The sequence below is a fragment of the Methanoculleus caldifontis genome, from assembly GCF_032842345.1.
Classification (GTDB): Archaea; Halobacteriota; Methanomicrobia; order Methanomicrobiales; family Methanoculleaceae; genus Methanoculleus; species Methanoculleus caldifontis.
In genome coordinates, this window is record NZ_WBKO01000001.1 from 972,489 (window position 1) to 996,874 (window position 24,386).

The window sequence follows — 24,386 nt, forward strand, 5'->3', positions numbered from 1 at the left end:
AAGGATGGTTGATAAAACCAGTATACAGAAAGCCGTGATGGCGGCACTGGAGAAGGCTCCGGAACGGAAGTTCAAGGAGAGCGTGGATATCACCGTCAACCTCAGGAATGTCGATATGTCCCAGCCCAAGAATCGTATCGATGAGACGATTCTCCTCCCGAACAGCCTTGACAACGTCAAGATCGCTGTGCTCGGGAAGGGCGACATCACCACGCAGGCAAAAGAGGTGAATGTGGACCTTATCATTGGACCTGAGGAGATCGAGCGGCTCGGTGGGGAACCCCGGGAAGCCCGTAAGATGGCGGAGGATTACCAGTTCTTCCTTGCCGAGACGGCAATGATGCCTCTCGTCGGCCGTTACCTCGGTGTCAGGCTCGGTCCGCGCGGAAGGATGCCGATGCCCGTTCCGCAGGGAATGGACGTCAGGCCTATTGTTCAGCGTCTCCGGAGTTCAGTCAAGATCCGGACGAAGGACAAGAAGGTCTTCCACGCGAAGGTCGGTTCGGCCGGGATGGAACCCGTAGCGATCGCCGAGAATATCGACGTGGTCCTCCGGAGAGTCGAGTCGGTCCTGGAGAGCGGCGCGCTCAACATCCACTCGGTCTACGTGAAGACGACCATGGGGCCGGCAGTGAGGGTGATCTAGATGGCACTCTACACGCACCACCTGCCCAGGTGGAAGAAGGAAGAAGTAGAGGAGATCAAGCGCGGTATCGAGGAGCACACCCTCGTCGGCGTCGTGGATATGTACGGCATCCCTGCCTCGCAGATCCAGCAGATCCGGCGGAACCTCCGCGGCACCGCGACGGTGAAGATGGCCCGCAACACGCTGATCGAGCACGCCTTAAACGAGCTCGGCGGCAGCGTCGCGACGTTAAACAATCACGCCGACGGCCAGAGTGCCCTGATCTTCACGGACGAGAACCCCTTCAAGCTCTTCAAACTGCTGGAGAAGACGAAGACCAAGATGGCGGCGAAGCCCGGCGAGACCGCTCCCGAGGATATCGTCGTCCCGAAGGGTCCGACCACCTTCAAGCCCGGCCCGATCGTGGGCGAGCTTCAGCAGGTGGGCATTCCCGCAGCCATCGAGGGCGGAAAGGTCAAGATCCGTGAGACCAAGACGGTCGTAAAGAAGGGCGAGGTCATCAACAAGAAGGTTGCCGAGGCCCTCGTGAAGCTCAGCATCAAGCCGATGGACGTCGGTCTGATCCTGCTCGCTGCACACTACAAGAACACCGTCTTCACGCCGGACCTCCTCGCAATCGACGAAGAGGGGTACCTCAACAACATCATGCTCGCTGCCCGGCAGGCGTTCAACCTCTCGGTGAACGCGGCTATCCCGACTCCGCTGACGATCGAGGCGATCATCGGCAAGGCGGTGCGCGAGGCCCGGAGCGTGGGTGTCGAGGCGCCGATCTACGAGAAGGATATCGCCGACCTGATCATCGGCCGCGCACAGCGCGAGATGCTCGTCGTCGCGCTCGCGGCACAGGGCCACGGTTTCGAGCTTGATGAGGCGACCCTGAAGGCCGCCGCTGCGGCGACCGCTGCGGCGCCTGCCGCTGCCCCGGCAGCATCCGAGGCGAAGCCCGAGGAAGAAGAGAAGGAAGAGGAGAAGAAGGAAGAGGGAGAGGAGAGCGGCATGGCCGGTCTCGGTGCCCTCTTCGGCTAATATTATTTCAAACTGAGGTGAATCAACATGGAGTATATCTACGCTGCACTGCTCCTGCACAACGCAGGCAAGGACGTAACTGAAGAGAATGTGACTGCTGTCCTGAACGCGGCCGGTGTCGCCGTCCAGGATGCCCGCGTGAAGGCCCTCGTCGCCGCACTCGAAGGCGTGAACATCGAGGAGGCCATCAGCAAGGCCGCCGTCGCGCCGGTCGCCGCCGCACCCGCGGCAGCCGCCCCTGCAGCAGCCGCACCCGCGGCCGCGGAAGAGGCCGAGGAAGAGGGGAAGAAGGAAGAGGAAGAAGAGAGCGGCATGGCCGGTCTCGGCGCCCTCTTCGGCTAAACTCCTTTTTCCTTTCGCCGGCGGTCTGCTGGTATTCTATTGATCTCCTGTTCACGCCAACGCTCGAGCCCCGGCTCTCCTGCGGTGAGTATCCCGGAGACTGCCGGCTACGAGGAGAACTGTCCTGAAAAAAAGTGGGCTGTCAGAGCGCCCCGAACCAGACGTCCCGGAGGCCGACGTTGTACTGGGCGATGAAGAGGGCGTCCCCGACGTCGATCACGCCGTTTGTATGGACATCGGTCTTGCTGAACCGGTCGGTGCCGGCGGCGGGCTGCTCCCGGATCCCCACGACCTCCTGGAGGACGATGAGGGTATCCGCCTGGTTGACCATGCCGTCCTCGTTCGCGTCGCCGAAGAGGACCGGGGTGACCCTGACGTATTCCGGTCTCGTGGCGGTCGAGAGCCCGCCGTCCACCGAGAGCGTGACGGTGTGGTTGCCGGGGAGGGTGTAGGTATGAGTCGGATTCTGGTCTGTCGACACACTCCCGTCGCCGAAGTCCCAGAGCCAGGATGACGGGTTCTCCGTCGTGGTATCGGTGAACCGGACGGTGAGCGGGGCAGGGCCGGCGGTGGCGTCGGCGGTGAAGGACGCGTTCGGCGCCGGGACGAACTCTATCCCGGCGATTGCGTGCGCTGTCCCGGCAAGATCCGCTGCTGACCTCGGTTCCGCGGCGGCATAGACCGTATATACCCCCTCCGCGATGGCGGCGGTCCCCCACCGGTACTCCCAGGTGCCGTCCGGCGCGACGGCGGCCTGCGTGAACGTATCGGCATCTCCCGTCACGCAGGGCGCGGTCAGGTCGTCAGGTCCCGTGCCGTTCAGGGGAAGGCCCGGACCGGTGACGGAGAGATAGGTGACGGGAGAGTCTGTGTTGGTGCCGCCGAGCACGACCTCTTCCCCGATGCGGAAGGTGCCGGCCCCCGGCACCGTGAGGGTGACCATTCCCCGCTCCACGCTCACCGTGACGCTTGCCGAGCGTGAGGGGTCGGTCCAGTCGATCGCCTCGATGGTGTAGTTCTGCGGCTTTGTCGAAGCGTTCGTCTCAAACCGGACTGTACAGGTGCCGGATGGCCCAGCGGTGACGTTTGCCTGCGAGGCCGCAGTCGCGTTCGCCACCGTCCGGGGCCCCGTGGTCCCGATGCTGCTTACGCCGGGCTGTCCGGGTGCGATGAACGGGTACTCCGCCGGGGAGGTGCCTTCGGCCGCCTGGATGTATATGAAATAGGTCCGGCTGCTCTCGCCGCCGAGGGTCAGATCGAACGGGTTGCCGCGCATGACTGTATCCTCCCCGGCGGTGAGGGTGAGGGCGACCGGGGTCCTGACGGTGAAGCCCTGCGGGAGTACGGCCGACTGTCCGTCCGGGTTCGTCACGACGATGCTCCAGGCTCCTGCCTCTCTTCCGGCAAGATCGAGCGTGCAGGCGATCTTCGATGAGGAGACGACCGAGACGCCTGTCGCCACGATATCGGGCTGACCCGTCCGGGTGAGCCTCACCGTGGCGCCGTCCACAAAGCCGGTCCCTGAAAGGCCCGTGACCTGCACGAGGCTGCCGGCATACCCGGAGTTCGGGGTGATCCCGGCGATCGCCGGGGCCGGGACCTGGCCGGGATAGATCCAGCATGCTCCGGCGGCGTCAGCGTCGGTCAGGGTGCGCTTGATCTGGCCGGCCCCGACCCGGCCGTACATCACCTTCGCCGTGTCGGAGGGGTATCCCTGGACGTTCCCATAGAGGTCGAGGAGCTGGACCCAGTGACCGAGTTCGTGGAGACAGACCGTCTCGATATCAAACTGCCCGGTCCCGGGGTTGGTCGACCAGGAGTACCGGGTGTTGAACTTGATGTCGCACTCGACAACCTGTCCCGCGCTGGACCATGTGCTCGCCTGGGCAAGCACCCCGTCCGTGGCGATGTCGCCCCAGAGGATCTCGTTTTTGTAGTTGTAGATCCTGTCCGTCGAGGTCGTGGTCCCGGCATACTGGAAGGAGAAGTCGGAGCCCTGGACCGCCGTCCACGTCGCGGCGGCGTTCTGCGCCGCAGTGAGAGCGCCCGATACCGCAGGGGGATTGACGTAGAAGGGGACGACGGGTGCCGTTCCCTGCCAGCGGCTCTTGCTCCACCCGAACGGGACGGTGAGCGAGTATGGGCCCGATGTGGTCGCCCCGTTGTCGTGAAGCACGTAGACCGGCCCGCTGCCTGCCGACCCCCGGTATGTCTGCCCCCGCCAGGCCGTCCCGGTCGGGACCCTGCAGACGATCTTCGAGTCGGTCCAGGAAACGATATCGTTCGGGTTGATGCTCTGCCAGTTCTCGACCGGGATGTAGCCGGTAGCGTAGATCCAGTAGGATGTGCCGCTGATCGAGGTGAAGAAGAACGCGACGTCGGCGTTGCTCTCCCTGGACGCTTTGGCCCCGAACCCTGTCCCGGTTATCGTCAACTCGGTCCCGGTCCCCGCCGATGCGCTCGTCGGGGCGACGGCGCCAGAAGAGATTGCCGCTGTCCCGACCGGCGCGGGGACCGACGTTGCCGTCGTCCACGAGATTCCGGCGTCGCCCTGCAGCGCGGCGTCCACCCTCCCGCCGAACTCTTCGGCCGTGAGCAGGCCTGCCGCCCGGTCCTTTGCCCCGGACCCGTCGGCGAGCGGCACGACCCCCTGCGAGAGGCCGACCGGCAGGTAAGACCCGTCGGGACGCTCTTTCAGGAAGAGCCCGACGGTCTCACCCGGGAAGAAGACCGGAACGTCCTCCACCCAGAGCGTAATCCTATCCACCGTTCCGCCCGGGAGTACCAGGACGGGGTCCTCCGGGAGTCCGCCCGCGAGGGTCTCGCCGACCGAGAAGGAGACGACGGTCTCGATTCCGGTGCCGGCCTCGTCCCACCGGCTCTCGACGGAGGTGATCGTCCCGGTCGCTATCGCGTCCGAGTGCTCTGCAAGGTACGAGGGGGAGAGGTCGACCATGAGCGCTGCTGCCGGGAATGCGAGCATGCCCGTAAACAGGCCAAGGCAGAGGGTGAAAAGAGCAACCCTGCACCCGGTTGAGATATCACTCATATACGGTCATCAGCGCCGGGAATCATATAACTTCGCATCCCAATCCGTTATTTTCTTCTTATTCGGGAGATAAGTGGAGGACTGAAAACCGCCGTATTTATATCATGTTCAAGGGATTCCCCCGTGCTCTCTTTTGCCGGGAACCTCAGGGAACCTGGCGCACTTCGAACCAGAAGGGGGCGGACCCTCACCCGGCCCGCAGAGGTCTCAGAGTAACTCGAACCAGACGTTCCGGAGCCCGACGTTGTACTGGGCGATGAAGAGGGCATCGCCGACCTCGATCATGCCGTTCGTGTCGACGTCCGTCCGCCAGAATCGGCCGGTGCCGGCGGCAGGCTGCTCCCGGAGGCCCACGACCTCCTGGAGGACGACGAGGGTGTCGGCCTGGTTGACCGCGCCGTCCTCGTTCGCGTCACCGAAGAGGACCGGGGTGACTTTGATGTAGCCGGGCTCTGTGCAGGTCTCTGCGCCGTCGTTCGTCGAGAGCGTGACGGTGTGGTTGCCGGGGAGGACATAGGTGTGGACGGGGTGCTGCTCCGTCGAGGTCTGCCCGTCGCCGAAGTCCCACGACCAGGACGACGGGTCGTCTGTCGAGGTATCGGTGAACTGGACCGTGAGGGGCGCCGGGCCGGCGGTGACGTTCGCCGTGAAGTCGGGAGGCGGGATCGACCGGGTGTAGGCCTTAATGCAGACATTCATGTTCTGCTCGGAGATGTCGATCCAGTTCGACCCGTCGCCGCTGACGTAACTCTCCCCCGGGGAGGCATCGGCGTTCGACGAGTAACCGGTTATCGGTTTTTCAACGATTATCGGATAGTCGTATCCCGGCGTCTTCAGAGCCAGACAGACCGTGAAGGTCTCTCCTACCCGGACCCGAACCGGGTTGTCCAGCGCAATCGTGTGGAACCCCGCGTCCTCGATCGTCCCGCTCTGCGTAGTCAAAGTCTCCTGGCCGCGGTAGATGGAGATGGAGTATTCTGAGTCCATCGCCGGGGTGTAGAACCCTGCGGCAGCGACCTTTTCGTTCCCGGTTGCCTGGAACACATTCGCAGCGTAGGCCCACTCACCTGGCTCGTGTATCGTGCATGAACTCGTCCATCCATAGGGGTCGTACTGGTAGACGGTATCGTAGTTGGTCGTCGGTTCAGCGGTGAAGACTGCAGGCTGTGCGAGGGAATTGTTGAACGAATCGTCGTAGTATGAGATGTAGAAGTATCCGTCGTCCCCCCACCCGGTCCCCCAGCTGTTCTTACAGATGAAGGCGCCGTCTCCGGGCGGTGCCGTGGCAAACTTCGACCGATCGAAGGTGTCGTCCCACCCGACGATGGTGACCGCATGGCTGCCCTCTATCCGGAGATCGGAGCTCCCGTTGTAGTAATACGACGTGGAGGACGGGGTCTCCGCGAAGCTGGAAAGATTCACCCGGAAGCCTGTGAACAGCGCTCCCTTCTCTACTACCGCCTCCTTCATCCGGGTAATGTCGCAGGGAAGGAAGAGCACCTCCTGGGAGTGAACCCTCCCGGTGAGTCCGGCGGGGGAAGCGGTCCACTTGAAATTTCCGGGATACGGGTCCTCTTCCTCATAGACGGGCCCTCCCCAGCGGGTGAGGTAGGCCGTCGCCATGAGGTTATCGCCCCCGTCATCGACCTCAGAATCGAACCCGTTGAGGTTCGCCATATGCTTCTCCGAGTAGTCCTTGGTACCGAACGCCGGGACCCCTGTCGATTCAAGCGATGCAAGAGACGCGAAGGCCCAGCAGGTGCCGTAATACCCCTGGTCCTTCACCGGGGTGACCCGGCCGGAGTCCCGCAGGTCGTAGCGTGACCCCCGGGCCGGTGCCTGGAAGCCAGGGTCTGCCCGGAGGTGAGAGAGGTCCACAGGGGACGGGGCGTAGCCGTACAGGTGCCTGCTCCCGTCGAGCGTCAGGAGCCCGGCTCCCTCGAAGGATCTCTCCTGATAATCGAGAAAATGCGGATTCTGCGGGGCAAACACCAGTTCCCCCTCCGGGCATGACGTTGATCCGCCTGGTGAGCCCGGCGGAAAGGGGAGCGATCCGGGTTCGTCGGCAGCACAGATCCCGCAGGCGGCCTGCAGAACCACCAGCACGAGCAGCGCTGAAGATATCGGGGAGATATGTTTTTCGGGAGTCATATGCCGTTCCGCCAGGAGGTTGCCGGGGCGACGCCTTGAGGGAGAAAATCCCATTCTCAAGCAGAGCTGACGCCAAATCCGGTTCTCTGTAGTAGAGAGATGGCTTGTTTCAACGGATAAATTTATCCGCCTCTTTAGCGGAATCGGCCACTTCCGTTGCCGATCCCGGTTCCTGAGTATTGTTTAGGAGAGTTTCGGGAGAATAGGGAGGTGATAGCCTATCAGGCGTGAGGGCAGGGGCTGGCCGCCTTACTCCTTCCCGCTCCCCCCGTAGACCACCTGGCCGAAGCTGATGCACCCGTCGCCGAGCGGGTAGTCCCGGTTGATGATCATCTCAAGCCCGGCGGCACGGACCTCACCGGCGATCGTCTCCCGGATCGCCCGGTTGTAGACCACCCCGCCCGAGAGCGCCACCCGGGGGATCCCCCGCTCCTCCGCTGCCCGGACGGCCATCGCGGCGACGCCTCTTGCCAGGTTATACTGGAACGACGCGGCGACGTCGTTCGTCCGTTCTCCGACAGCCGACCGCCGGTACGCCTCCGCAAGGAGCGAACGGGTCGAGAGGACCTCGCGGCCGTCGTTGCGCGAAAAGACCAGGTCCCAGGCCGACGCCCGCCCGGCATAAGCCGCCGACTCGAGCTTCATCGCCGGCTCGCCGTCGTAGGTCCGCTCCCGGCAGATCCCGAGGAGGGCCGCGGCGGCGTCGAGGACCCTCCCGGTGCTCGAGGTCGCGGCGACGTTCAGGCCCCGCTCCACCTGCCTTGAAAGAACCGCAAGTTCGATCTCGCTCCATCCCCGCGACGCAAGGAGGTCGCGGACCCCTGAGGTCGGGAGGATACCGTAGAGCATCCGCTCCGGGAACCGGGTGGCGAGGTCGCCCCCGGGCATCGGGACGACCTCGAGGTGGGCGACCCGGTCGAGGTGTGGGACCCGCCCGGCAAAGACCTCCCCGCCCCAGATGGTCCCGTCGTCGCCGTAGCCCACGCCGTCGATCGCGATCCCGACGCACTCCTCGCGGGTCGCGGCGGCGATGTGCGCCCGGTGGTGCTGGACGGCGAGGAGTTCCGCCCCGGCCGCTTCGGCGATCTCTTTCGCGTAGCGGGTCGAGAGGAACTGCGGGTGGAGGTCGTGGACGATCACGTCGTATCGCGCCCCGACGAGCCCCCCGATCTTCTCCGTCGTCTCCTGCAGGTAGGCGAGGGTCTGGGGGTTTCTGACGTTTCCCACGTGGGGCGAGGTGATGCAGAACCCGTTCCGGTAGACGGAGACGTTCGCGTTCAGTTCCGGCCCGACGCCGAGGATGCAGGCATCCCCGAGATCGATCGCCGCCCGCTTCGGGGCGAAGCCACGCGAGAGTCTGATGATGTAGCCGTCCCGCACGACGGAGTCGTCGCACCGGTTGACGATCCGGCGGTCGTGGGTGAGGATGTAGTCGACCTCTCCGGAGAGCCTGCCGAGGGCGACCGATAGATCGGTGATCATCGGGTAGCCCGGCAGGTTCGCGCTCGTCATGACCAGGAGCGGGTGGGCGAGGCGTGCAAAGAGGAGGTGGTGCAGCCCGGTGTAGGGGAGCATGCACCCGATGGTGTGGAGGTTTGAGATGCCCGGGTGCGATGCGTGGTCTTTCTTCTCAAGCACCACGATCGGCCTCTCAAGGGAGCGGAGAACCTCCCGCTCCTCGTCTGATACGACCGCGATCCGTTCCACCTCGCCTGCGGTCGCCATCACCGCGAGGGGCTGCTCCGTCCGGCCCAGGCGGCGTTTCAGTTCGGGGGCCGCCTCCTCGGTGCAGGCGATGTGAAATCCTCCGATCCCCCTGATGGCGACGATCGCTCCTCCGTCAAGGAGGGCTGCCGCCTCCCGGACCGGGTCCGCCGCCGCAACCGGTGTCCCGTCGGCCCGGTAGAGGGCGAGGCGGGGGCCGCAGGCGGCGCAGGCGATCGTCTGGGCGTGGTGCCGCCGGCAGGAGGGGTCCGTGTACTCACTCTCGCAGTCGGGGCAGGTCGGGAACTCCACCATCGACGTCCGCTCCCGGTCGTAGGGGATCGCGGTGATGATGCTGTACCGCGGGCCGCAGTTGACGCAGGACGTGGCCCAGTAACCCTCGTAACGGCCGCCCGACGTGAAGATATCGGCGATGCAGTCGTCGCAGGTCGCGACGTCGGCGGGGATGAATCCCGAGAGGCTCCCGGAGCCGCTCTCGAGGATGGTAAACCCTTCGGTCTGACAGCCGCGCAGATCCTGGACATCTATGAAATCTATGCGGGATAAGGGCGTCCCTCTCGAAACTGCCTCGAGGAACTCCTCGAACCGCTCCCCACATGCGTGGATCTCCACCTCGCTCCCGAGGTTCTTGACGGTCCCGGTGATCCCGAATTTCCGGGCCATTGCATAGACGAAGGGGCGAAATCCGACCCCCTGCACGATGCCCCGGATGATGATAGTACCACGTGTACGCATTGAGAATTCAGCAAAAATTTATGGAGTTATACAACGATATAACAATAGGGTATCGCATTGACGGGGCATATTAAGATTCTTAATGATCCAGTTGAGCTTGTTCCTCTCCTTATAACATTCAATAACGCCGATTATAAACGGATCTACGAACTCTTAAACAAGACCTGGTTGACCGAGGAGGAGCTCGTCGCCTACGCCGCCGGTCCGGTGGTGACCGAGTGCCTCTCCATCCTCCGGAAGGGAAACCTGATCGAAGAGCAGTGGCGGATGCCAAGGCCGGGTGAGAAGCCGACGAAGGAGTACCGGACGACGTACAGCAAGTTCCGGGCCAGTTTCCAGTGTACCATGGGCGATATCGGGGACCTGCTCCACATCGCCGTCTCAAACGACGAAGGCCTCCGCACGATCGTGGACTCGGTCGAACAGGAGATCGTAGCAGGGACCACCTCAATCGGCGATATATCCCGGAAATACGGTGTCAGCCCGATCTTCATCAAGGGGCTGGCGAAGAGGATCCCCGGTCTCGACGTGAAAGGGCAGGGAATGGTGTTGCTTGACCGGCCTCAGTGACGATCCGCTCTACGTGATCCTGCGCAGCAAACGCGAAGCCACGCGATTCCAGATCCTCGTCGAGATCGCCGAGCACCAGCCGGCGATCCGCCAGCAGGAGGTCGCCGCGAAACTCGGCGTGACCCCCCAGGCCGTCTCCGAGTACATCCGCGAGATGGTGGACGAAGGACTGGTCATGGCCCAGGGCCGGGGCCGGTACGAGGTGACGAAGAACGGGATCGAGTGGGTCCTGCGGCACGCAGAGGCTCTCGAGGCCTATGCCCGCCACGTCAACCGCGACATCATCCGGCAGGTCGCGGTCTGGACGGCCGTCGCCCGGGACGATATCGCGAAGGGGGATACCGTCGGCGTCTTCATGCGGGCCGGTTGGCTCTACGCGACGAAAGAGACGGAGCAGAGCGCCACGGGCCTCGCGACCATGGATGCGGCGGCCGGAGAGGACGTCGGCGTGGCTCACCTGAGCGGGATCATCGAGCACGCGGAGGGGCTTGTCCACGTCTGCAAGGTACCGCGGGTGGAGCGGGGCGGGTCCCGCCAGGTCCGGGCGGACCTCCTCAGAGAGGCCGTCCGGGACGCGGAGATGGTGGCCGCGGTGGGTCTTGAATCCTACGTGGCCCTCAAAAAGGCAAATATCGAACCTGATATGTTCTTTGGCTCCCGCGAGGGCGTTATCGAAGCGGCGTTCCACGGCCGGGAGTGCGCAATCCTTATCGTTGATGAGGAGTTTACCGATTTTCTCAAGCGACTGGAGACGGTGGGGCTCACCTACACGATCCACGACCTGATAGCACCATGAAGGTTATTGTCCAGCCCCAGAAGGGGACCTATAAGCTGCTGTTTGTCGAGGGCGGCCGCGTCGAAGCTTCCGGATTCGTGGAGCTGACCGGGACCCCGAAGGGCCAGCGGCCCAAAAACTTCAAGATGCGCAGGAGGGGCAAACCCCTCAAACCCACCCCGACGCGGGATCTGATAGGGCTGCTGCGCCGATCCTCGGTCCAATTGGCGGGCAGGAGCCCGGAGTTCGAGTCGTTCCTTGCCGACCTCCAGATCCAGGTATCGAAGATCGATATCTGCCGGCTCTGCCAGCTCGAGGACCGGTTCGTCCCCGTCGATAAGGCGACCGGGGTCCGCTACGGCGGCGAATGGATCTGCATGGACTGCGCGAAGCGCGAAATGCGCCGGGAACTTGGCTATATGGGCCGGTTCGGCGGCTCCGTGCTCGTCCACCTCGAGAAACTCCTCGCCCAGGCTCGGGACCTCGACCGGGTCCTCGCCTCGGTGGGGCCGGAGAAACCCGACCGGTCGCGGACCCTCTTTGACCGGCTCGAGGCGCACGAAGTCCAGAAGACCGCCCATATCACCGAGCTCCCGCTCCCTCCGGCGTTCGCGAAGGCCGCGGGAGTCGAGTATCTGATGCCCGTCCAGCAGTTCGCCGTCCAGAACGGGCTCCTTGAGGGGCAGCATCTCCTCGTCGTCTCCGCCACCGCGAGCGGCAAGACCTTCATCGGGGAGATGGCAGGGATGAAGAACTTCCTCGAAGGGCGGGGGAGGATGCTCTTCCTGGTCCCGCTCGTCGCGCTCGCGAACCAGAAGTACCAGCGGTTCCGCGACCGTTACGGCCACCTGGTCCGGGTCACCCTGCAGACAGGGGTGAGCCGCCTCAACCTTCCCGAGACCCGGCCGGCGGGTGACCGCGATGTCAACGCTCCCGTCGTAGTGGGGACCTACGAGGGGATCGACCACGCCCTCCGGACCGGACGGACCTTGAAAGACATCGGGACCGTCGTGATCGACGAGATCCAGATGCTCGAGGACCCCGAGCGGGGCCACCGCCTCGACGGGCTGATCGCCCGGCTCAAGCACGTCGCCCCCGATGCCCAGTTTCTCTACCTCTCGGCCACGATCGGGGTGCCGGGGCTGCTTGCAGAGAAACTCCGGGCGAACCTCGTCCGCTATGCCGACCGTCCGGTCCCGCTCGAGCGCCACCTCCTCTTCGTCGAACGGTCGAAAAAGATCAACTTCATCAAGCAGATGGCCGCCGAGGAGTTCAAGGTGCGGTCGTCAAAAGGCTACCGGGGCCAGACGATCGTCTTCACGAACTCGCGGGCCCGCTGCCACGTCATCGCCGACGCCGTCGGCAAGAACGCCGCCCCCTACCACGCGGGGCTGACCGCCCAGGAGCGCCGCGACGTCGAGCGGCGGTTCGCGAACGGCGAGATCGCGACTGTGGTGACGACCGCGGCACTCGCTGCCGGCGTCGACTTCCCGGCCTCCCAGGTGATCTTCGACGCCCTCGCGATGGGCATCCAGTGGCTCACCGTCCAGGAGTTCCACCAGATGATGGGCCGGGCAGGCCGGCCCGACTTCCACGACCTCGGTCGGGTCGTCATCCTCGCGGAGCCCGGTGGGTCCTACTCCCGGACGTCCGGGAAGACCGAGGAGGAGGTCGCCGTCGGCCTCCTGCGAGGCGATATGGAGGAGGTGGCTCCCGAGTACGATATGGAGCAGAGCACGGAGGAGTTCGTCGCGAACGCTGTCGTCTGCGGCGGCGACGAGCAGCAGATCATCCGCATGACGCACGCGATGGTCGGGACGCTCGAGCCCGCCCTCCCCACTCTCCTCGACTACAAACTGGTCAAGCGGCGGGCGGGCCGGATCGAACTGACCGACATGGCCCGGGTGATGGCCGAGCATTTCATCGGCGCCGAACGCCTGATCGAGATCCTGGACCTGGTCAAGCGGGTGGACGATGCGGCCGAGATCGTCGCGGAACTCGAGTGCGCTGCAACCGAGGAGCCGCAGGGGCGTTAGCGGTAGCGCTTGAGATACTCCCGCACCTTCTCCGACTCCACCCAGCCGTCGTCGAGCTGCCGGAGGATCTCTTTTATCCGGCCGACCTGCTCGCGGATCTGTGCCGCCCGCTCGTCCTCGATGAGGTCGGCCATCCCCTGGACGACCTGGAGGGGGTTTCTGATGTGGTCGGTCAGGACCGCGAACTGCTCGATGTTCCGCTCGATCTGCCGGTATGCCTCCGCCTTCTCCCGCTCGATCCGCTCCCGCTCCCTGATCTCGCGCCGGAGGCTCTCGTTCGCCGCCCGGAGTTCGTTGGTCCGCTGCGTCACGAGTTCTTCGAGGCGGTAGCGGTACTCTATCAGCTCCTTCTCGGCCTGCCGCCGTTCCGTCACGTCCCGGGCGATGATGAGGGCCGCCGGGGCGCCGTCAAGGCTGATACGGTGGATGGTCGCTTCGACGGGGATCCGTTCGCCGTACCTGGGCATCAGGTCGGCGCTGTGGAGGCGGTGGTCGTCCCGCGTGCCGTCGCTTCGGATGAGGATGACTGCCTGCGGAGCGACGGCGAGCAGTTCTTCGCGGGAGTAACCGAGGCACCGGCAGGCGAGCGCATTCGCATCCAGTATCCGGTAGGGGGTGCCTTCCCTCCCGACCGCGCAGACGAGCAGAAAATCGTTGCCGCTGTCAAAGAGGAGACGATAGCGGTCTCTGCTCTCCCGGAGTTCCTGCCGGGAGTGTTCCAGATCCTCGAGCATCAGGTTGATCCCGCCGGCGAACGCCGCGACCGGGTCGCTCCCGTCCGCGGGGAGACGGGCCGGGGCGCCGCCTCCTTCCCTGGCGGCCTCGACCTCCGCACCGATACCGGCGATGCGGGCGGCTACATCCCGTTCCTTGAGCCAGACCCCGAGCAGCCCGAAGGCGATGCCGAAGACGAAGAGCCCGGCGAGCATGGCGACCGGGGAGGCCCAGACCTCCCCTGGAAGGCCGGGCAGGAGGGCGAATGCAGGAAGGAGGGTACGGCCGGAGGTACGGGGGGCCGCAGGAGGGGCATCCGGGATCGTGGGTGCGTGCTTGCAGGAAGCCATGTCGCTGTATTTTGCTGGTGTGGCCGGGCGAGATCGTCCGGCGGCCTTGCAGACTGTTGTCACGGCGATACCGGCACGCAGGGGACGCGCGTGCCATCGTATCCCATGATAGAGAAAGAGATATATAAAATTTTCTTGTGTGGATGGAAAGTATCCTGCCCGGTTCCCTCTTTTCGACGGGAGGATGAGGGTCTTATCCTCCTGCCTGACATTCGCCGGCGTTTCCTGAACCCCGGGCGAGATCCGGCTTATCCGGGCCCCGGAGCCTCGCCGACGGTGGTTTTGCCGGCACTCTTCTGCATCATCACCGCAAAGACTGCGGTCCCGAGGAGGCTTATCGCCCCGCCGACATAGAAGACGGCGTCGATACCGATGAAGTCCATGAAGATGCCACCGATCAGCGGCGCTACGATCATCCCGATCCCGAAGACCGTGTTGTAGGCGCCCATCGAGGTCCCCATCCCGATAGTCCGGCCCGCATCGACCGTCAGGGCCATGATCGCCGGCTGCTGGATGGCACCCCCGACACCGACGATGGACGTGACCACGAGCAGGGGGCCAAACGATCCCGAGAGGGGGATTGCTATGATCGCCAGGGCTGCTATCGTCGATCCCGCGACGATCAGGGCGACCTTATTTCCCGTGTCGGTGATCCTCCCCACCGGCACCTGGAGGAGCGCCATCAGGAAGGTGTTTGCGGAGAGGACGATCCCCACCTCAAAGGGGCTGATCGCTAACAGCGGAGCGAAGACCGGGATGAAGACCATCATGCCCCCGCGGCCGAGGGCGCTGATGAGGGTGAAGATCATGACCCCCCGCATGACCGGCAGCGTGAGGATCTCCCGCATCGGGGCCGGGGAAGCGGTCGGGCGGGCGAGCGATCCCGATCTGGCCTCGGGCAGCGAGACGGCGACGAGGAGCGTGGCGAGCGCCGAGAGGCCGGCCATGGCATAGAAGACCGAGTCCATGCCGAGCGTATCGTTCAGGAACCCGCCGACGAGCGGCCCTACTCCCATCCCGAGGAACATCGAGATGGAGAAGTTCCCCATCCGGCTCCCCTCCTTCCCTTTCTCCGAGAAGTCCGCGACGTAGGCCATGGCTATCGGGACGACCATGGCCGAAGCTATTCCGTGGGCGAAGCGGACGGTCGTGAGGGAATAGACGCTGTCGGCGACGACGTAGGCGAGCGAGAAGACGGCGTAAGCGAACATGCCGATGAGGATGATCCGCTTCCTCCCCCGGCGGTCCGATATCCTCCCGATGACGGGCATGAAGGCCGACCGGGAGAGCGCAAACGCCGAGAAGATGATGCCGAGCCAGATGCCGGTCGCACCGAGGTTCTCCGCGTAGATGGGCAGGAGCGGGCTCACGACGCCGAGCCCGAGCATCGTGGCGAAGACGGAGATGAATAAGACGTTATAGATTCGTTTTGGGGTATTCATGCAGATGACACCTGATTGGCAGAACCGTTGAGCCCGGTCTGCAGCCGGCGGTTCGCAATTGCGGGAAAAAGAGTTGGCGATGATCTGCCTTATATATTGGCGAGCCGGGATCAGGCCCGCCGTGCGACGCAGCACCACCGGTCATAGATCGGGTCGCGGCGGTTCTCGAAGACCTCGACGTCCCTCCCGGCGCACCACCCCTCTACCCGCGCCGCTTCGGCCTCGGTCCCGACGGTGACGAGCGTCTCGTCGGTGAGGTCGAGGAGTTCCGTGATGATCTTCTCCCAGAGGTCGGCGTTGTAGGAGTAGATCTCTCCGGCCATGAACGCAACGCCGAGAGGCACCGGTGCGATATAGTCGGCCGCGACCCGTGCGTCGATGCACATGGTGTCTTCCGGCACAAGGCGGCCCTTCGCGAGGCCGAGCGCGAGGAGAGCCGGGTCGTTGTCGCAGGCGAGCGCCCGCACCCCGTCCGCCCGGAGGGCCGCGGTGCCGACACCCGACCCGCAGCAGCAGTCGAGGCAGAGCGTCCCAGCCCGGTCGCCCCAGACCTCGCGGATGAGGTCGCGGATCATCTCCTCACGTTCGGGACGGAGGTCTTCGAAGGCGGGGACGGTGGTTGCCGAGAGTTCCATGCTGTAATACTCGCGGACCGCCGAGAGCCATGCCTCCCGCTTCTCCTGGTAGATCTCGCCGTCAAGCGCCTCGAAGCACTCGATCGCCGCAAGGTTCGGGTCGCGGAAGAGGAACGAAGCGGCCCGCCAGCCCGTCCCGTCGTGCAGCGCGAGGGCGAGCGGCTCCTCGTCTTCGTCCACCAGGAACCGGGCCTCATCCGCCCCAGCCTCAAGCAGGAGGGCTGTACAGGAGTCTATCGTCAGTTCGGCAAACGACGGTTCAACCAGCCGGCACCCGTCGACCTCAAGGATATCTGCAACCTTCATGATTCTCGCCTCTGGATCTTCAGGCCGCCCGGCGCCCGGATGACCCCGTCCACGCGGGCGTCCTCGTGCAGGGTGAGTCCCCGGCAGGAGACGTTCCCGAGGATATGCACTCCCCGCTCGACCACGGCATCGTCGTCTGTCTGGACGTTGCCGTGGACGACCGATCCCCGCCCGACGCTCACCCCTTCCTTCGCGTGAAGGCTCCCGAAGATCGTCGTCTCCTCCCGGACGGCGATCGCGCCGGCCCGGATGTTCCCGTGCAGCCGGCACCCCGACCCGATGGCCATCCCTCCCGGGACCGAGAAGGTCTCCATATTGAGGACGGCGCCCGCCGGGATCATCAACGGGGTCCCGGCGGGGACTTCGTCGTCGCCGAAGAGTTTCTGGAGGACGGATTCGAGTTCTTCCTCTTTCTCGATCCTGAGAACGGCGACCAGGTACATCATGATGTAGATGATGACCGGCATCGGGTTCCGGATGGAGATCCAGCCTTTCGCCTCGAACCCGCGCTCGATCTGGACATTGTCCCCGATATCGAGGTCGCCTCTGACGATAAGCTTGCCCTGGATCTTCACCCCTTCGCCGAGGTAGGCGTCCGCCTCCACGATGACGTCGCCGGCGACCTCGCACCAGTTGTCTATCCGGGCGTCGCCTGCGGCAACGATGTTGCCGTTGATCTTGCTGAATTCACAGACCACGACGTCGTTCCCCGACAGGCCGTAATCGATCCGGCACCGGTCACCGATGACGATATCCTGCCCGGTCTTGAGCGTCCTCTCCTGGAGTTCGGTCTGGTCAGGGAGGGTGCAGGCCCTGAGCCAGTCGTGATCGCCTGTCGGTTCCATTTACCCGCTAAGATCTTCATGCCCCATACTTATGACTCTTATTAATTAGATCCAGGACGATCGGCATGAGATCGCAGCCGCGGATGCGGTGAAGGCCGCCTTCGGCACACGAGACCTCGTCGAACCGGGTGTTCCGGTCCGTCCGGACGCCCGGACCCCTGATGACGACCGGCACCGGGTCGGCGCTGTGGTCCTTGATCGAGCACGGGGTGCTGTGGTCGGCGCAGATGACGATAAGAGTCTTCTCAAGCGAAAGGAGCGGTTCGAGCGCCGTATCGATGACCTCGATGAAGTCGCGCTTCTGGATCCCTTTCCCGTCGTGGCCGGCCTCGTCCGCGCCCTTGATGTTCACCAGGACGAAGTCTTTCCGGCCGAGCTCCCCGAGCGCCGCCTTCACCTTGGCGTCGAGGTCGGAGTCGACCGACCCGGTCGTCCCCGGCACCGGGATGTGCTCCAGCCCCACGACCTTCCCGATCCCGGAGATGAGGGTTGCCGCGGAGATGACGCTTCCGGAGAGGTGGTAACGCTCGGAGAACTGCGGGAACGCGCCCATCTTCCCGGCGCCCCGGATCAGGAGGAGGTTTGCCGGCGGCAGCCCCTCTTCCATCCGCCTGACATTGAGCGGGTGGTCGTAGAGGATCTTGTGTGACTGGCGGATGAACTCGTTGCAGGCGTCTGCCGTCTTTTTATCCGCGGGATCGTCGGTGCAGGGTCGGATCACGAGCGGCTGCACGCCTTCCTTCTTCGGGTCGTTCGAGGAGACTTTATCGCCGAGACCCTCTCCCGTCAGGGCGAGGGCCGCCCGGTGGCCGGCGCCCGACTCGAGCCTGAACCCCACGCCGAGGGCCGAGAGGTCGACGTTCTCGCGGATCGCCTCCGCGAGCGGTGCGGTCCCGGAGATCCTCCCTGCCCGGCGGTCGGTGACGCGCCCTTCCGCGTCGACCGTGGCGAAGTTGCACCGAAAGCCGATCATCCCGGCGGTCATGTGGATTCCGGTCCCCTCGGCCTCGAGCGGCCCGCGGCCCGTGTAATACTCCTGCGGGGGGTAGCCGAGCAGAGAGAGGTGCGAGGTGTCGGAGCCGGGGCGTATGCCGGGGGATATGGAGTCCATGATTCCGCAGACGCCCTCGGCTGCAAGCCGGTCGAGGACCGGGGTCCATGCAGCCATAAGAGGAGTCCGTCCGTTCAGGGCTTCGCAGGGACGGTCGGAGATCCCGTCCAGCACGAGGAATAGCACTTTCTCAGCAATCATCAAGAACAGGTGAGATCGCGGACCTGATTACTCTTGCCGGCGGGCGGGGGTCAGGGTCCCCGGACCGCGACCCGAAGCGTTCTGCATCGTTCCGCATGACGGAGGGCCGCTCCGGCGAGCGCATCGCCCCGTCTGCAGCAGTCCTCCCCGCGGCAGGTCATCACCAGGATGTTCGTCGTCATGATCATATCGGCCGAGAGGCACCGGATATCCACGGCGAGGTCGTCGCCGACGACCGCCTCGAGATCGCGTATGACGTCGTAGATCCGGTGCGAGTAGCGCTCGAGGAGCGCATTTGCCGCGATAACCCAGGCCCCGTCGGTCTCGCGGGTCCGGAGCTCCGTCCATTCACGGTGGAACTCTACGAGCATCCTCCGGAGGATCCCGAGCGCCACCCTCTGCTGCTCGCCGGGCGCCCCCGGAACGGTCATGGCCTGCTTTGCCTGCGGTGCGCCTGAATGTTGCTGGTAAGCCGTCGTCGTCTCCGCCTCCTGCATGCCTCGCGGAACCTATACCCGGGCTCAGGTGATATACATTCGCACCTGACGGTGCTCATGCTCCGACCCGTCGCACTTCGCACCTGACGGTGCTACTGCCCGCTTCGCTCGCAAGTCGCGCCTGACGGCTTCTCAAACATGCTTCGCACTTCGCGCCGCGTCCGGAGCAGCGTGAGGGACGAACCTGGAAAGATAAAAGGGGTGAGCAGCCGGCCTTATACGGCCGCGATCTGCTCCAGTTTGGACTTGGTGATCTCGACCCGGCGGATCGGGTAGATCTCCTTTGAGACCTTGAAGACTTCCCGGGCCATCTCGCCGGAGACGATGTCCTTGACCAGGGTCTCGAAGTCGCTCTCTGCCGCCTTTGCGGCGAGGGCCTGCGAGATCGCCTGCCGTACGGCGTGGACCTGGCTCTGCTCGGCCCTCGAGAGGGTGAGACAGACAACCGTCACCCGCAGGAGCTTCTTGTCCTTGCTGATGATCGGGTGGATGGTGTCGATGCGGGATGCCCGCCGCTTGACCATCGACCGGAGGTAGTCGCGAGTCACTTCGTGCCCGACGAACTCGGTGTACGCGGCGTCGCCGGCCACGTTGTTGATCTTGAACTTCATCTTGATGTGGGACTTGGAGTAGTCCTGCACAACTTCGCCGAGCGTCGCGGTCATGACCCGGCCGACCATGTTCGCGGGGTCGGCCGAGATGGTGTCGCCGATCTCAACTTTGCCGAAGGCGTCGGGTACGTAGACACGGTACCACTTCTTGGCCTTCCAGCCTTCCACCCTTCTTCCAACCTGTTTCTTCCTTGCCATGATATCACTCTCTTTATGTCCTTGTTTTTGAGCCGCAGTTCACTCCGGGCCTTTCCGTTTCCGCGCCGCGCAGGTGCAGACGTCTTCTGCGATCGCGAGGTTCATGAGGTAGTCGTCCACCGAGGCGATGATCGACCGGAGTCTGGCCCCGTCGATCTCTGCCCGCACCCCTCCCCCGACCGGGGAAGTCCTGATCAGGGTGAGGTTGTCGGGTTCGAGCGCCGCCGCCACGCATTCGGGATGAGCGTGGGGGGTCTCGATGGTGCCCTCGATCCGGATCATGCCGCGACCGCCTCCAGGAGTTCCTGCCTGAACCTCCCGGCTTCTCCGGGTTCGATCCGGGCGCCGGCTCTCCGGTGGTGCCCGCCGCCCTGGCCGCCGCACGCCTCCGCGACCCTGCGCATGAGCGCCTCAAGGTCGAGGTCGACGCCCGGCGGGCAGCGTGCCGAGACGGAGCAGTGGTCCCCTCTCGGCCCCATGACGAAGACCGGGCCGGTCCCGACGAGGTCGTTTGCGAGCGTGTCCGCGACGTCGCTTGCCACCGTGCCGTCATCCACCGCAAAGATGGCGAGGCGGTCGTCGAGCCTGCGCGCCCCCCGGATACCCGCGATGACCGCCTGCCGATAGCGGCAGGTGATCTCCCAGGCATCCTTGAGGGCGTGGGTCGAGCGGAGACAGAGCGACGCGCCGAGATCTCCGTTTCCGGATTTGCCGCAGGCGTCGACGACGGCGGCGAGATTCAGGGCCTCGTCGATCACCTCCCGGCCGAGGCTGTAGGTCGTCCCCCAGATTCCGCAGAGCGCGGAGACCGATGCTTTCGGGGCGGCCGTAAGAACGACCCGGGAGAGGAGGGACTCGAGGTCCACGTCGTCCTCGTCGGTGACCGCTGCAACGAGGGTCCTCGCTGTATCGGGCGAGCCCGAGAACCCGTCGAGATAGGGGTTGACGGCGAGGGCGAGCTGCTCGACGAGGCCCCTTCCTGCAAGGCGGAGGCCGCGGCGGGGCGTGATGAACCCGTTCGCGATCCCCTCGCTTGCGATCTCCCTGTTCGGTCCTTCGAGTTCCTGGCCGTCGCCGAGGATCCCGAGGAGTGCGAGGCTCGCGAGGTCGCGGTTGTCTCCCATGCGCTGCGCGACCAGGTAGGCCGCGCCGGACGCCGAGAGGCTCCGGTCGCCGTCGATTCCCGCAAGACGCGGGTTGACGTGGTAGTCGCCCTCGAAGTGGGGCAGGTGGTGGTCCACCACCATCACGTCACCGGAAAGGTCCGTGAGTGCTGACCCGAAGTCGCAGAGAAGCACGCTGCCGTCGCGCGGCACGTCGGCCGTAGCTATGCCTGAGCAGATCCTCAGCCGGAACCGCCCGCCCTCGCGGAACATGGCGTGGCAGAGGATGGATGCGGCGGCGATACCGTCCGCATCGTGGTGCGCGAGCACCTCCACGAACTCCTGTTCGAGGAGGTGGTCGGCGAGACGGGCGGCAGCGGCTTCAAGCGACATGGGTCATCAGCGGGACAGCAGGATCTCCGCGGTCTCCGGCTTGTAGGTCCAGCCTTCCGGCAGCCGTCCGGACCCGACGTAGTACTTGACCAGCCTGCGCACCTTGGACTCGGCGATCTGGAGCTGCCGGGTGTTGTGGACGTCCTTCTTGTTCTCCGCAAGGTGCTTCCTCATCCCGAGCGCTTTCTGCATCAGGTTCCGGAGATCTTCGGGGATCTCGGATTCAAGGCCCTTCTCGCGGAGGATCTCGTTGATACGCTTGCCTGTGGCGAGCTTGACGTCGGGGACGCCGTACCGGTCCCGCAGCGCAAGACCGATCTGACTGCTCGACATGCCGTCTTTGCGGAGATCGACGATGATCTTCTCGATCTCTGCCGTGTCCGTGTTGGACCACTCGGGTGCTTCCTTCCGGTAGGGCCGGACTGAACCGCTGGTTCCGCGGCGCCGAGCATACATTCTTGCCATTCTTACACCTCCGTTAGATACACTATGTTAAGTCCAGAAAAGAGTCCGTAATCTGACTAATCTCTGTAATCCCGAGCCCTTGCGGGCAGTGCTTCCGGGAGCACGTCGGACTTACCATAGCCAGCACATGCAGTGCTGCATCATATTCATCGGGAGAATGCTTAAGGGTATCGGAGGGGCGCGCGGATCCCCGAAAAAGGCGATTGATGGGGATTTATTGCGGTTCAGGGCGATTACTACTGTATGAAGGTAAGCCGGCCGGATCAACGGTCCGGTAATACGTTCACCTGGGAGCATCTCGTCCCCTTCTGCATCATCGCCTCAGCTCTCCTCGCGCTCGCTACCGTAGGTTACTGCCTCTCCGCCGGGGTATCCGTCGTCACCTCCCACCTCTTCTACATCCCGATCGTCCTTGCGGCTTACTACTACCCCGACCGGGGGGTTGCGTTTGCCGGCGCGATCGCCGCCGGCTATCTCACGGTGGTCCTCCTTTTCGCAGCAGAAAGCGAGTTTGAGGTTGTAAACGCCCTTCTCCGTGTTGGAATACTCCTCGCCGTCGCCGCTGTCGTGTCGTATCTCGCCGCTCGCCTGCGTGCGCGGGAGAGCCGGTACCGGGGAGTCTTTGAGAACTCCGGCGCGGGGATCTTCCTCTTCTCGCCCGAGACCGGGAAGGTCCTGGAGATGAACCGGGGATGCTCCGCGATGCTCGGGTATTCCGAAGACGAGGTCCGGTCCCTTGAGGTGCCCGCGTTCTGGCCCGGATACCCCGGGATTGCCGGAGCCCTGAAAGTGCGGGGGGTCGAGGGTCTGGATTGCGATTTCATCCGTCGGGACGGGACATCCTGCCCGGTCCTTCTCTCGGCAAACCTCCTGCCGGACGGCCGGGCGGGCTGCGCGGTGGTCACCGGGACGGCCGAATGGAAGTGGATGGCGAATCGGCTCCGCCGGTCGGAGGAGACCTTCCGCGTCATCCTGAACGCCGCCGATGTCGGGATCCTCCTCACCGATCCGGGAAAGAGGGTTGTGGAGGTGAATACGGCCGCGATCCGGCTCTTCGGGGGCGCCGGGCCGGAGGATCTGGTCGGGCGGAACCCGGAGGACCTGATCGCCGAACGGGACCGGGAGGCTGTCCGCGCCTACCGGGAACGGGTCCTCTCCGGGAAGTCCTTCGCGCCGGGGGAGTGCACCTTCCGCAGACTCGACGGTACCGAGTGGACCGCGGAGGTCTCGGTCACCTGCCTCCCCAGGGACGGTGATGCCCCGGAACGGCTGGTCGTCTCCCTCCGCGATATCACTGAACAGCGGCGTGTGGAAGAGGCGATGCGGGAAGAGTACCGCTACCTCATGGTCGTCAATGAGGTCGTCGCCGCGGCGACCGCGTCCCGCAAACTCGATGACCTCCTCAAGGTCTCGCTCGAAAAGACCGTCGCCCTGCTCGGGTTCGAGCTCGGAGCCGTCTACCTGATGCGCCCGGAGAACGATACAGCGGTCCTCCGGGCCCGGGTGGGGATGGCCTGCGCCCTGCCGGCGACTATGCACCGGGACGATCCCCTCTGCCGGGACTACGTTGCGGCGGGTGAGGTGCGCTGCATCGAGGATGTCCCGGCGAGGTATCCGGGCGCGGTGATCCGGTTCATCGCCGTGGCGCCGATCCCCGGCGACGACGGACCGGTAGGATGGATCGCGGTCGGGAGCAGCACGCGGGACGCGGTCTCGCGGAGCGAGCGCGGGATCCTGCTCGGGATCTGCGACGAGCTCGGCAACGCGGTCGTGAAGGGGCTGCTCCAGGAGGACCTCGAGAAAGCGCTTGCCGCCGCGAACCGCTACCTGGAGGAGGCAAGCGCGGCTGCTGCGGAGATCAACCTCTACGTGGACGTCCTCACCCACGACATCAACAACGCGAACACCGCGGCGATGGGCTACCTGCAGATGTACCTCGAGTCCGGCGCCGCCGCGTCGGACGGGGTGCTCGTCGAGAAGTCGCTGGCGGCCGTCCACCAGAGCAACGAGATCATCCGGAACGTCTCCACGATCCGCAGGCTCAGGTCCGGGTCCGTCGAGCTCGGTCCGGTCGACCTGGAACCTGTCATCCGGGGGCTCTGCGAGTATCACATGGATAACCGCATCACCTTCGACGGAACGGGCGCAACGGTCCTCGCAGACGACCTCATCGGCGAGGTCTTCGTAAACCTGATCGGCAACTCCATGAAGTTCGGGGGGCCGGAGGTACGGGTCGCCATCAGCGTCCGTGAGGAAGGGGACGAGGTCTCCGTGACGGTTGCCGACACCGGACCCGGGATCCCCGACCACCTCAAACCGCGCGTCTTTGAGCGCTACCAGCGGGGCGATCTGCGCAAGAGCGGGAAAGGGCTCGGCCTCTACATCGTCCGGATGCTCGCGGAACGCTACGGGGGAAGCGTCCGGGCAGGCGATCGGGTCGTTGGCCACCCGGAAGAGGGGGCTGCCGTCACGTTCACCCTGCGGCGCTACATCGCGGCTGCGGGGGAGAGGTGAGCCGAA

20 protein-coding genes are annotated in these 24,386 nt (G+C 64.7%); 7 read left to right on the forward strand and 13 right to left on the reverse strand.

The window, feature by feature from the left end; genetic code table 11:
- The first annotated feature begins 4 nt into the window (after positions 1-4).
- Genes F8E02_RS05050 through rpl12p form a run of 3 tightly spaced genes read left to right on the forward strand, consistent with a single transcriptional unit; the run spans position 5 to position 2,014 of the window.
- Entirely contained in the window at positions 5-646 is a 642-nt protein-coding gene (locus F8E02_RS05050; protein ID WP_317064392.1) for a 50S ribosomal protein L1, read from the forward strand.
- Positions 647-1,672, forward strand: a complete 1,026-nt coding sequence (locus tag F8E02_RS05055; RefSeq protein ID WP_317064393.1) for a 50S ribosomal protein L10 — start codon at positions 647-649, stop codon at positions 1,670-1,672.
- A 27-nt stretch (positions 1,673-1,699) separates the two neighbouring features.
- Positions 1,700-2,014, forward strand: a complete 315-nt coding sequence (rpl12p, locus tag F8E02_RS05060; protein ID WP_317064394.1) for a 50S ribosomal protein P1 — start codon at positions 1,700-1,702, stop codon at positions 2,012-2,014.
- 142 nt (positions 2,015-2,156) lie between these two features.
- Here the strand turns inward: rpl12p and F8E02_RS05065 are convergent, their stop codons facing one another.
- The 3 genes from F8E02_RS05065 to hypF form a co-directional block, all read right to left on the reverse strand.
- A complete protein-coding gene (locus F8E02_RS05065) occupies positions 2,157-5,063 on the reverse strand; it encodes a PKD domain-containing protein (protein ID WP_317064395.1) in 2,907 nt (968 codons plus the stop codon).
- A gap of 207 nt (positions 5,064-5,270) precedes the next feature.
- Entirely contained in the window at positions 5,271-7,055 is a 1,785-nt protein-coding gene (locus F8E02_RS05070) for a lectin like domain-containing protein (RefSeq protein ID WP_317064396.1), read from the reverse strand.
- 408 nt (positions 7,056-7,463) lie between these two features.
- Positions 7,464-9,674 carry a carbamoyltransferase HypF gene (gene hypF, locus F8E02_RS05075; protein WP_317064397.1) on the reverse strand — a complete coding sequence of 737 codons (2,211 nt, stop codon included), beginning with the start codon at positions 9,672-9,674 and terminating at the stop codon, positions 7,464-7,466.
- 57 nt (positions 9,675-9,731) lie between these two features.
- Between hypF and F8E02_RS05080 the strand changes: the two genes are divergently transcribed.
- The 3 genes from F8E02_RS05080 to F8E02_RS05090 are packed head-to-tail and all read left to right on the forward strand — an operon-like array spanning position 9,732 to position 13,055.
- The gene (locus tag F8E02_RS05080; protein WP_317064398.1) at positions 9,732-10,244 is read left to right on the forward strand and encodes an ArsR family transcriptional regulator; all 513 of its coding nucleotides are present in this window, start codon (positions 9,732-9,734) and stop codon (positions 10,242-10,244) included.
- A complete protein-coding gene (locus F8E02_RS05085) occupies positions 10,228-11,040 on the forward strand; it encodes a DUF7839 domain-containing protein (RefSeq protein ID WP_317064399.1) in 813 nt (270 codons plus the stop codon). Before F8E02_RS05080 ends, F8E02_RS05085 begins: the two co-directional genes overlap by 17 nt.
- Positions 11,037-13,055: a DEAD/DEAH box helicase gene (locus tag F8E02_RS05090; protein ID WP_317064400.1), complete on the forward strand. Its 2,019-nt coding sequence runs from the start codon at positions 11,037-11,039 to the stop codon at positions 13,053-13,055. The genes F8E02_RS05085 and F8E02_RS05090 overlap by 4 nt, the downstream gene beginning before the upstream one ends.
- Here the strand turns inward: F8E02_RS05090 and F8E02_RS05095 are convergent.
- The 10 genes from F8E02_RS05095 to F8E02_RS05140 all read right to left on the reverse strand — a co-directional run bounded on the left by F8E02_RS05095 (position 13,052) and on the right by F8E02_RS05140 (position 21,866).
- Positions 13,052-14,119 (reverse strand): PAS domain S-box protein, encoded by a 1,068-nt coding sequence (locus tag F8E02_RS05095; protein WP_317064401.1) that lies wholly within the window; start codon positions 14,117-14,119, stop codon positions 13,052-13,054. The genes F8E02_RS05090 and F8E02_RS05095 overlap by 4 nt on opposite strands.
- A 248-nt stretch (positions 14,120-14,367) precedes the next feature.
- A complete protein-coding gene (locus F8E02_RS05100) occupies positions 14,368-15,561 on the reverse strand; it encodes an MFS transporter (RefSeq protein WP_317064402.1) in 1,194 nt (397 codons plus the stop codon).
- Between the two features lie 110 nt (positions 15,562-15,671).
- Positions 15,672-16,502, reverse strand: a complete 831-nt coding sequence (locus F8E02_RS05105; RefSeq protein WP_317064403.1) for a class I SAM-dependent methyltransferase — start codon at positions 16,500-16,502, stop codon at positions 15,672-15,674.
- The gene (locus F8E02_RS05110) at positions 16,499-17,347 is read right to left on the reverse strand and encodes a polymer-forming cytoskeletal protein (RefSeq protein ID WP_317064405.1); all 849 of its coding nucleotides are present in this window, start codon (positions 17,345-17,347) and stop codon (positions 16,499-16,501) included. Before F8E02_RS05110 ends, F8E02_RS05105 begins: the two co-directional genes overlap by 4 nt.
- A 16-nt stretch (positions 17,348-17,363) precedes the next feature.
- Positions 17,364-18,599 (reverse strand): 2,3-bisphosphoglycerate-independent phosphoglycerate mutase, encoded by a 1,236-nt coding sequence (locus F8E02_RS05115; RefSeq protein ID WP_317064406.1) that lies wholly within the window; start codon positions 18,597-18,599, stop codon positions 17,364-17,366.
- Between the two features lie 50 nt (positions 18,600-18,649).
- Positions 18,650-19,096: a hypothetical protein gene (locus F8E02_RS05120; RefSeq protein WP_317064407.1), complete on the reverse strand. Its 447-nt coding sequence runs from the start codon at positions 19,094-19,096 to the stop codon at positions 18,650-18,652.
- 215 nt (positions 19,097-19,311) lie between these two features.
- Positions 19,312-19,905, reverse strand: coding sequence for a 30S ribosomal protein S3ae (locus F8E02_RS05125; protein ID WP_317064408.1), 594 nt, complete (start codon positions 19,903-19,905; stop codon positions 19,312-19,314).
- Positions 19,906-19,944: 39 nt separating this feature from the next.
- Positions 19,945-20,187 carry a KEOPS complex subunit Pcc1 gene (locus tag F8E02_RS05130; RefSeq protein WP_317064409.1) on the reverse strand — a complete coding sequence of 81 codons (243 nt, stop codon included), beginning with the start codon at positions 20,185-20,187 and terminating at the stop codon, positions 19,945-19,947.
- Positions 20,184-21,401 (reverse strand): DHH family phosphoesterase, encoded by a 1,218-nt coding sequence (locus F8E02_RS05135; RefSeq protein ID WP_317064410.1) that lies wholly within the window; start codon positions 21,399-21,401, stop codon positions 20,184-20,186. Before F8E02_RS05135 ends, F8E02_RS05130 begins: the two co-directional genes overlap by 4 nt.
- 6 nt (positions 21,402-21,407) lie before the next feature.
- Complete coding sequence (locus F8E02_RS05140) at positions 21,408-21,866, reverse strand: 30S ribosomal protein S15 (RefSeq protein WP_317064411.1); 459 nt, start codon at positions 21,864-21,866, stop codon at positions 21,408-21,410.
- A 243-nt stretch (positions 21,867-22,109) separates the two neighbouring features.
- Between F8E02_RS05140 and F8E02_RS05145 the strand changes: the two genes are divergently transcribed.
- Positions 22,110-24,380 carry a PAS domain S-box protein gene (locus F8E02_RS05145; RefSeq protein WP_317064412.1) on the forward strand — a complete coding sequence of 757 codons (2,271 nt, stop codon included), beginning with the start codon at positions 22,110-22,112 and terminating at the stop codon, positions 24,378-24,380.
- The last annotated feature ends 6 nt before the right edge of the window (positions 24,381-24,386 follow it).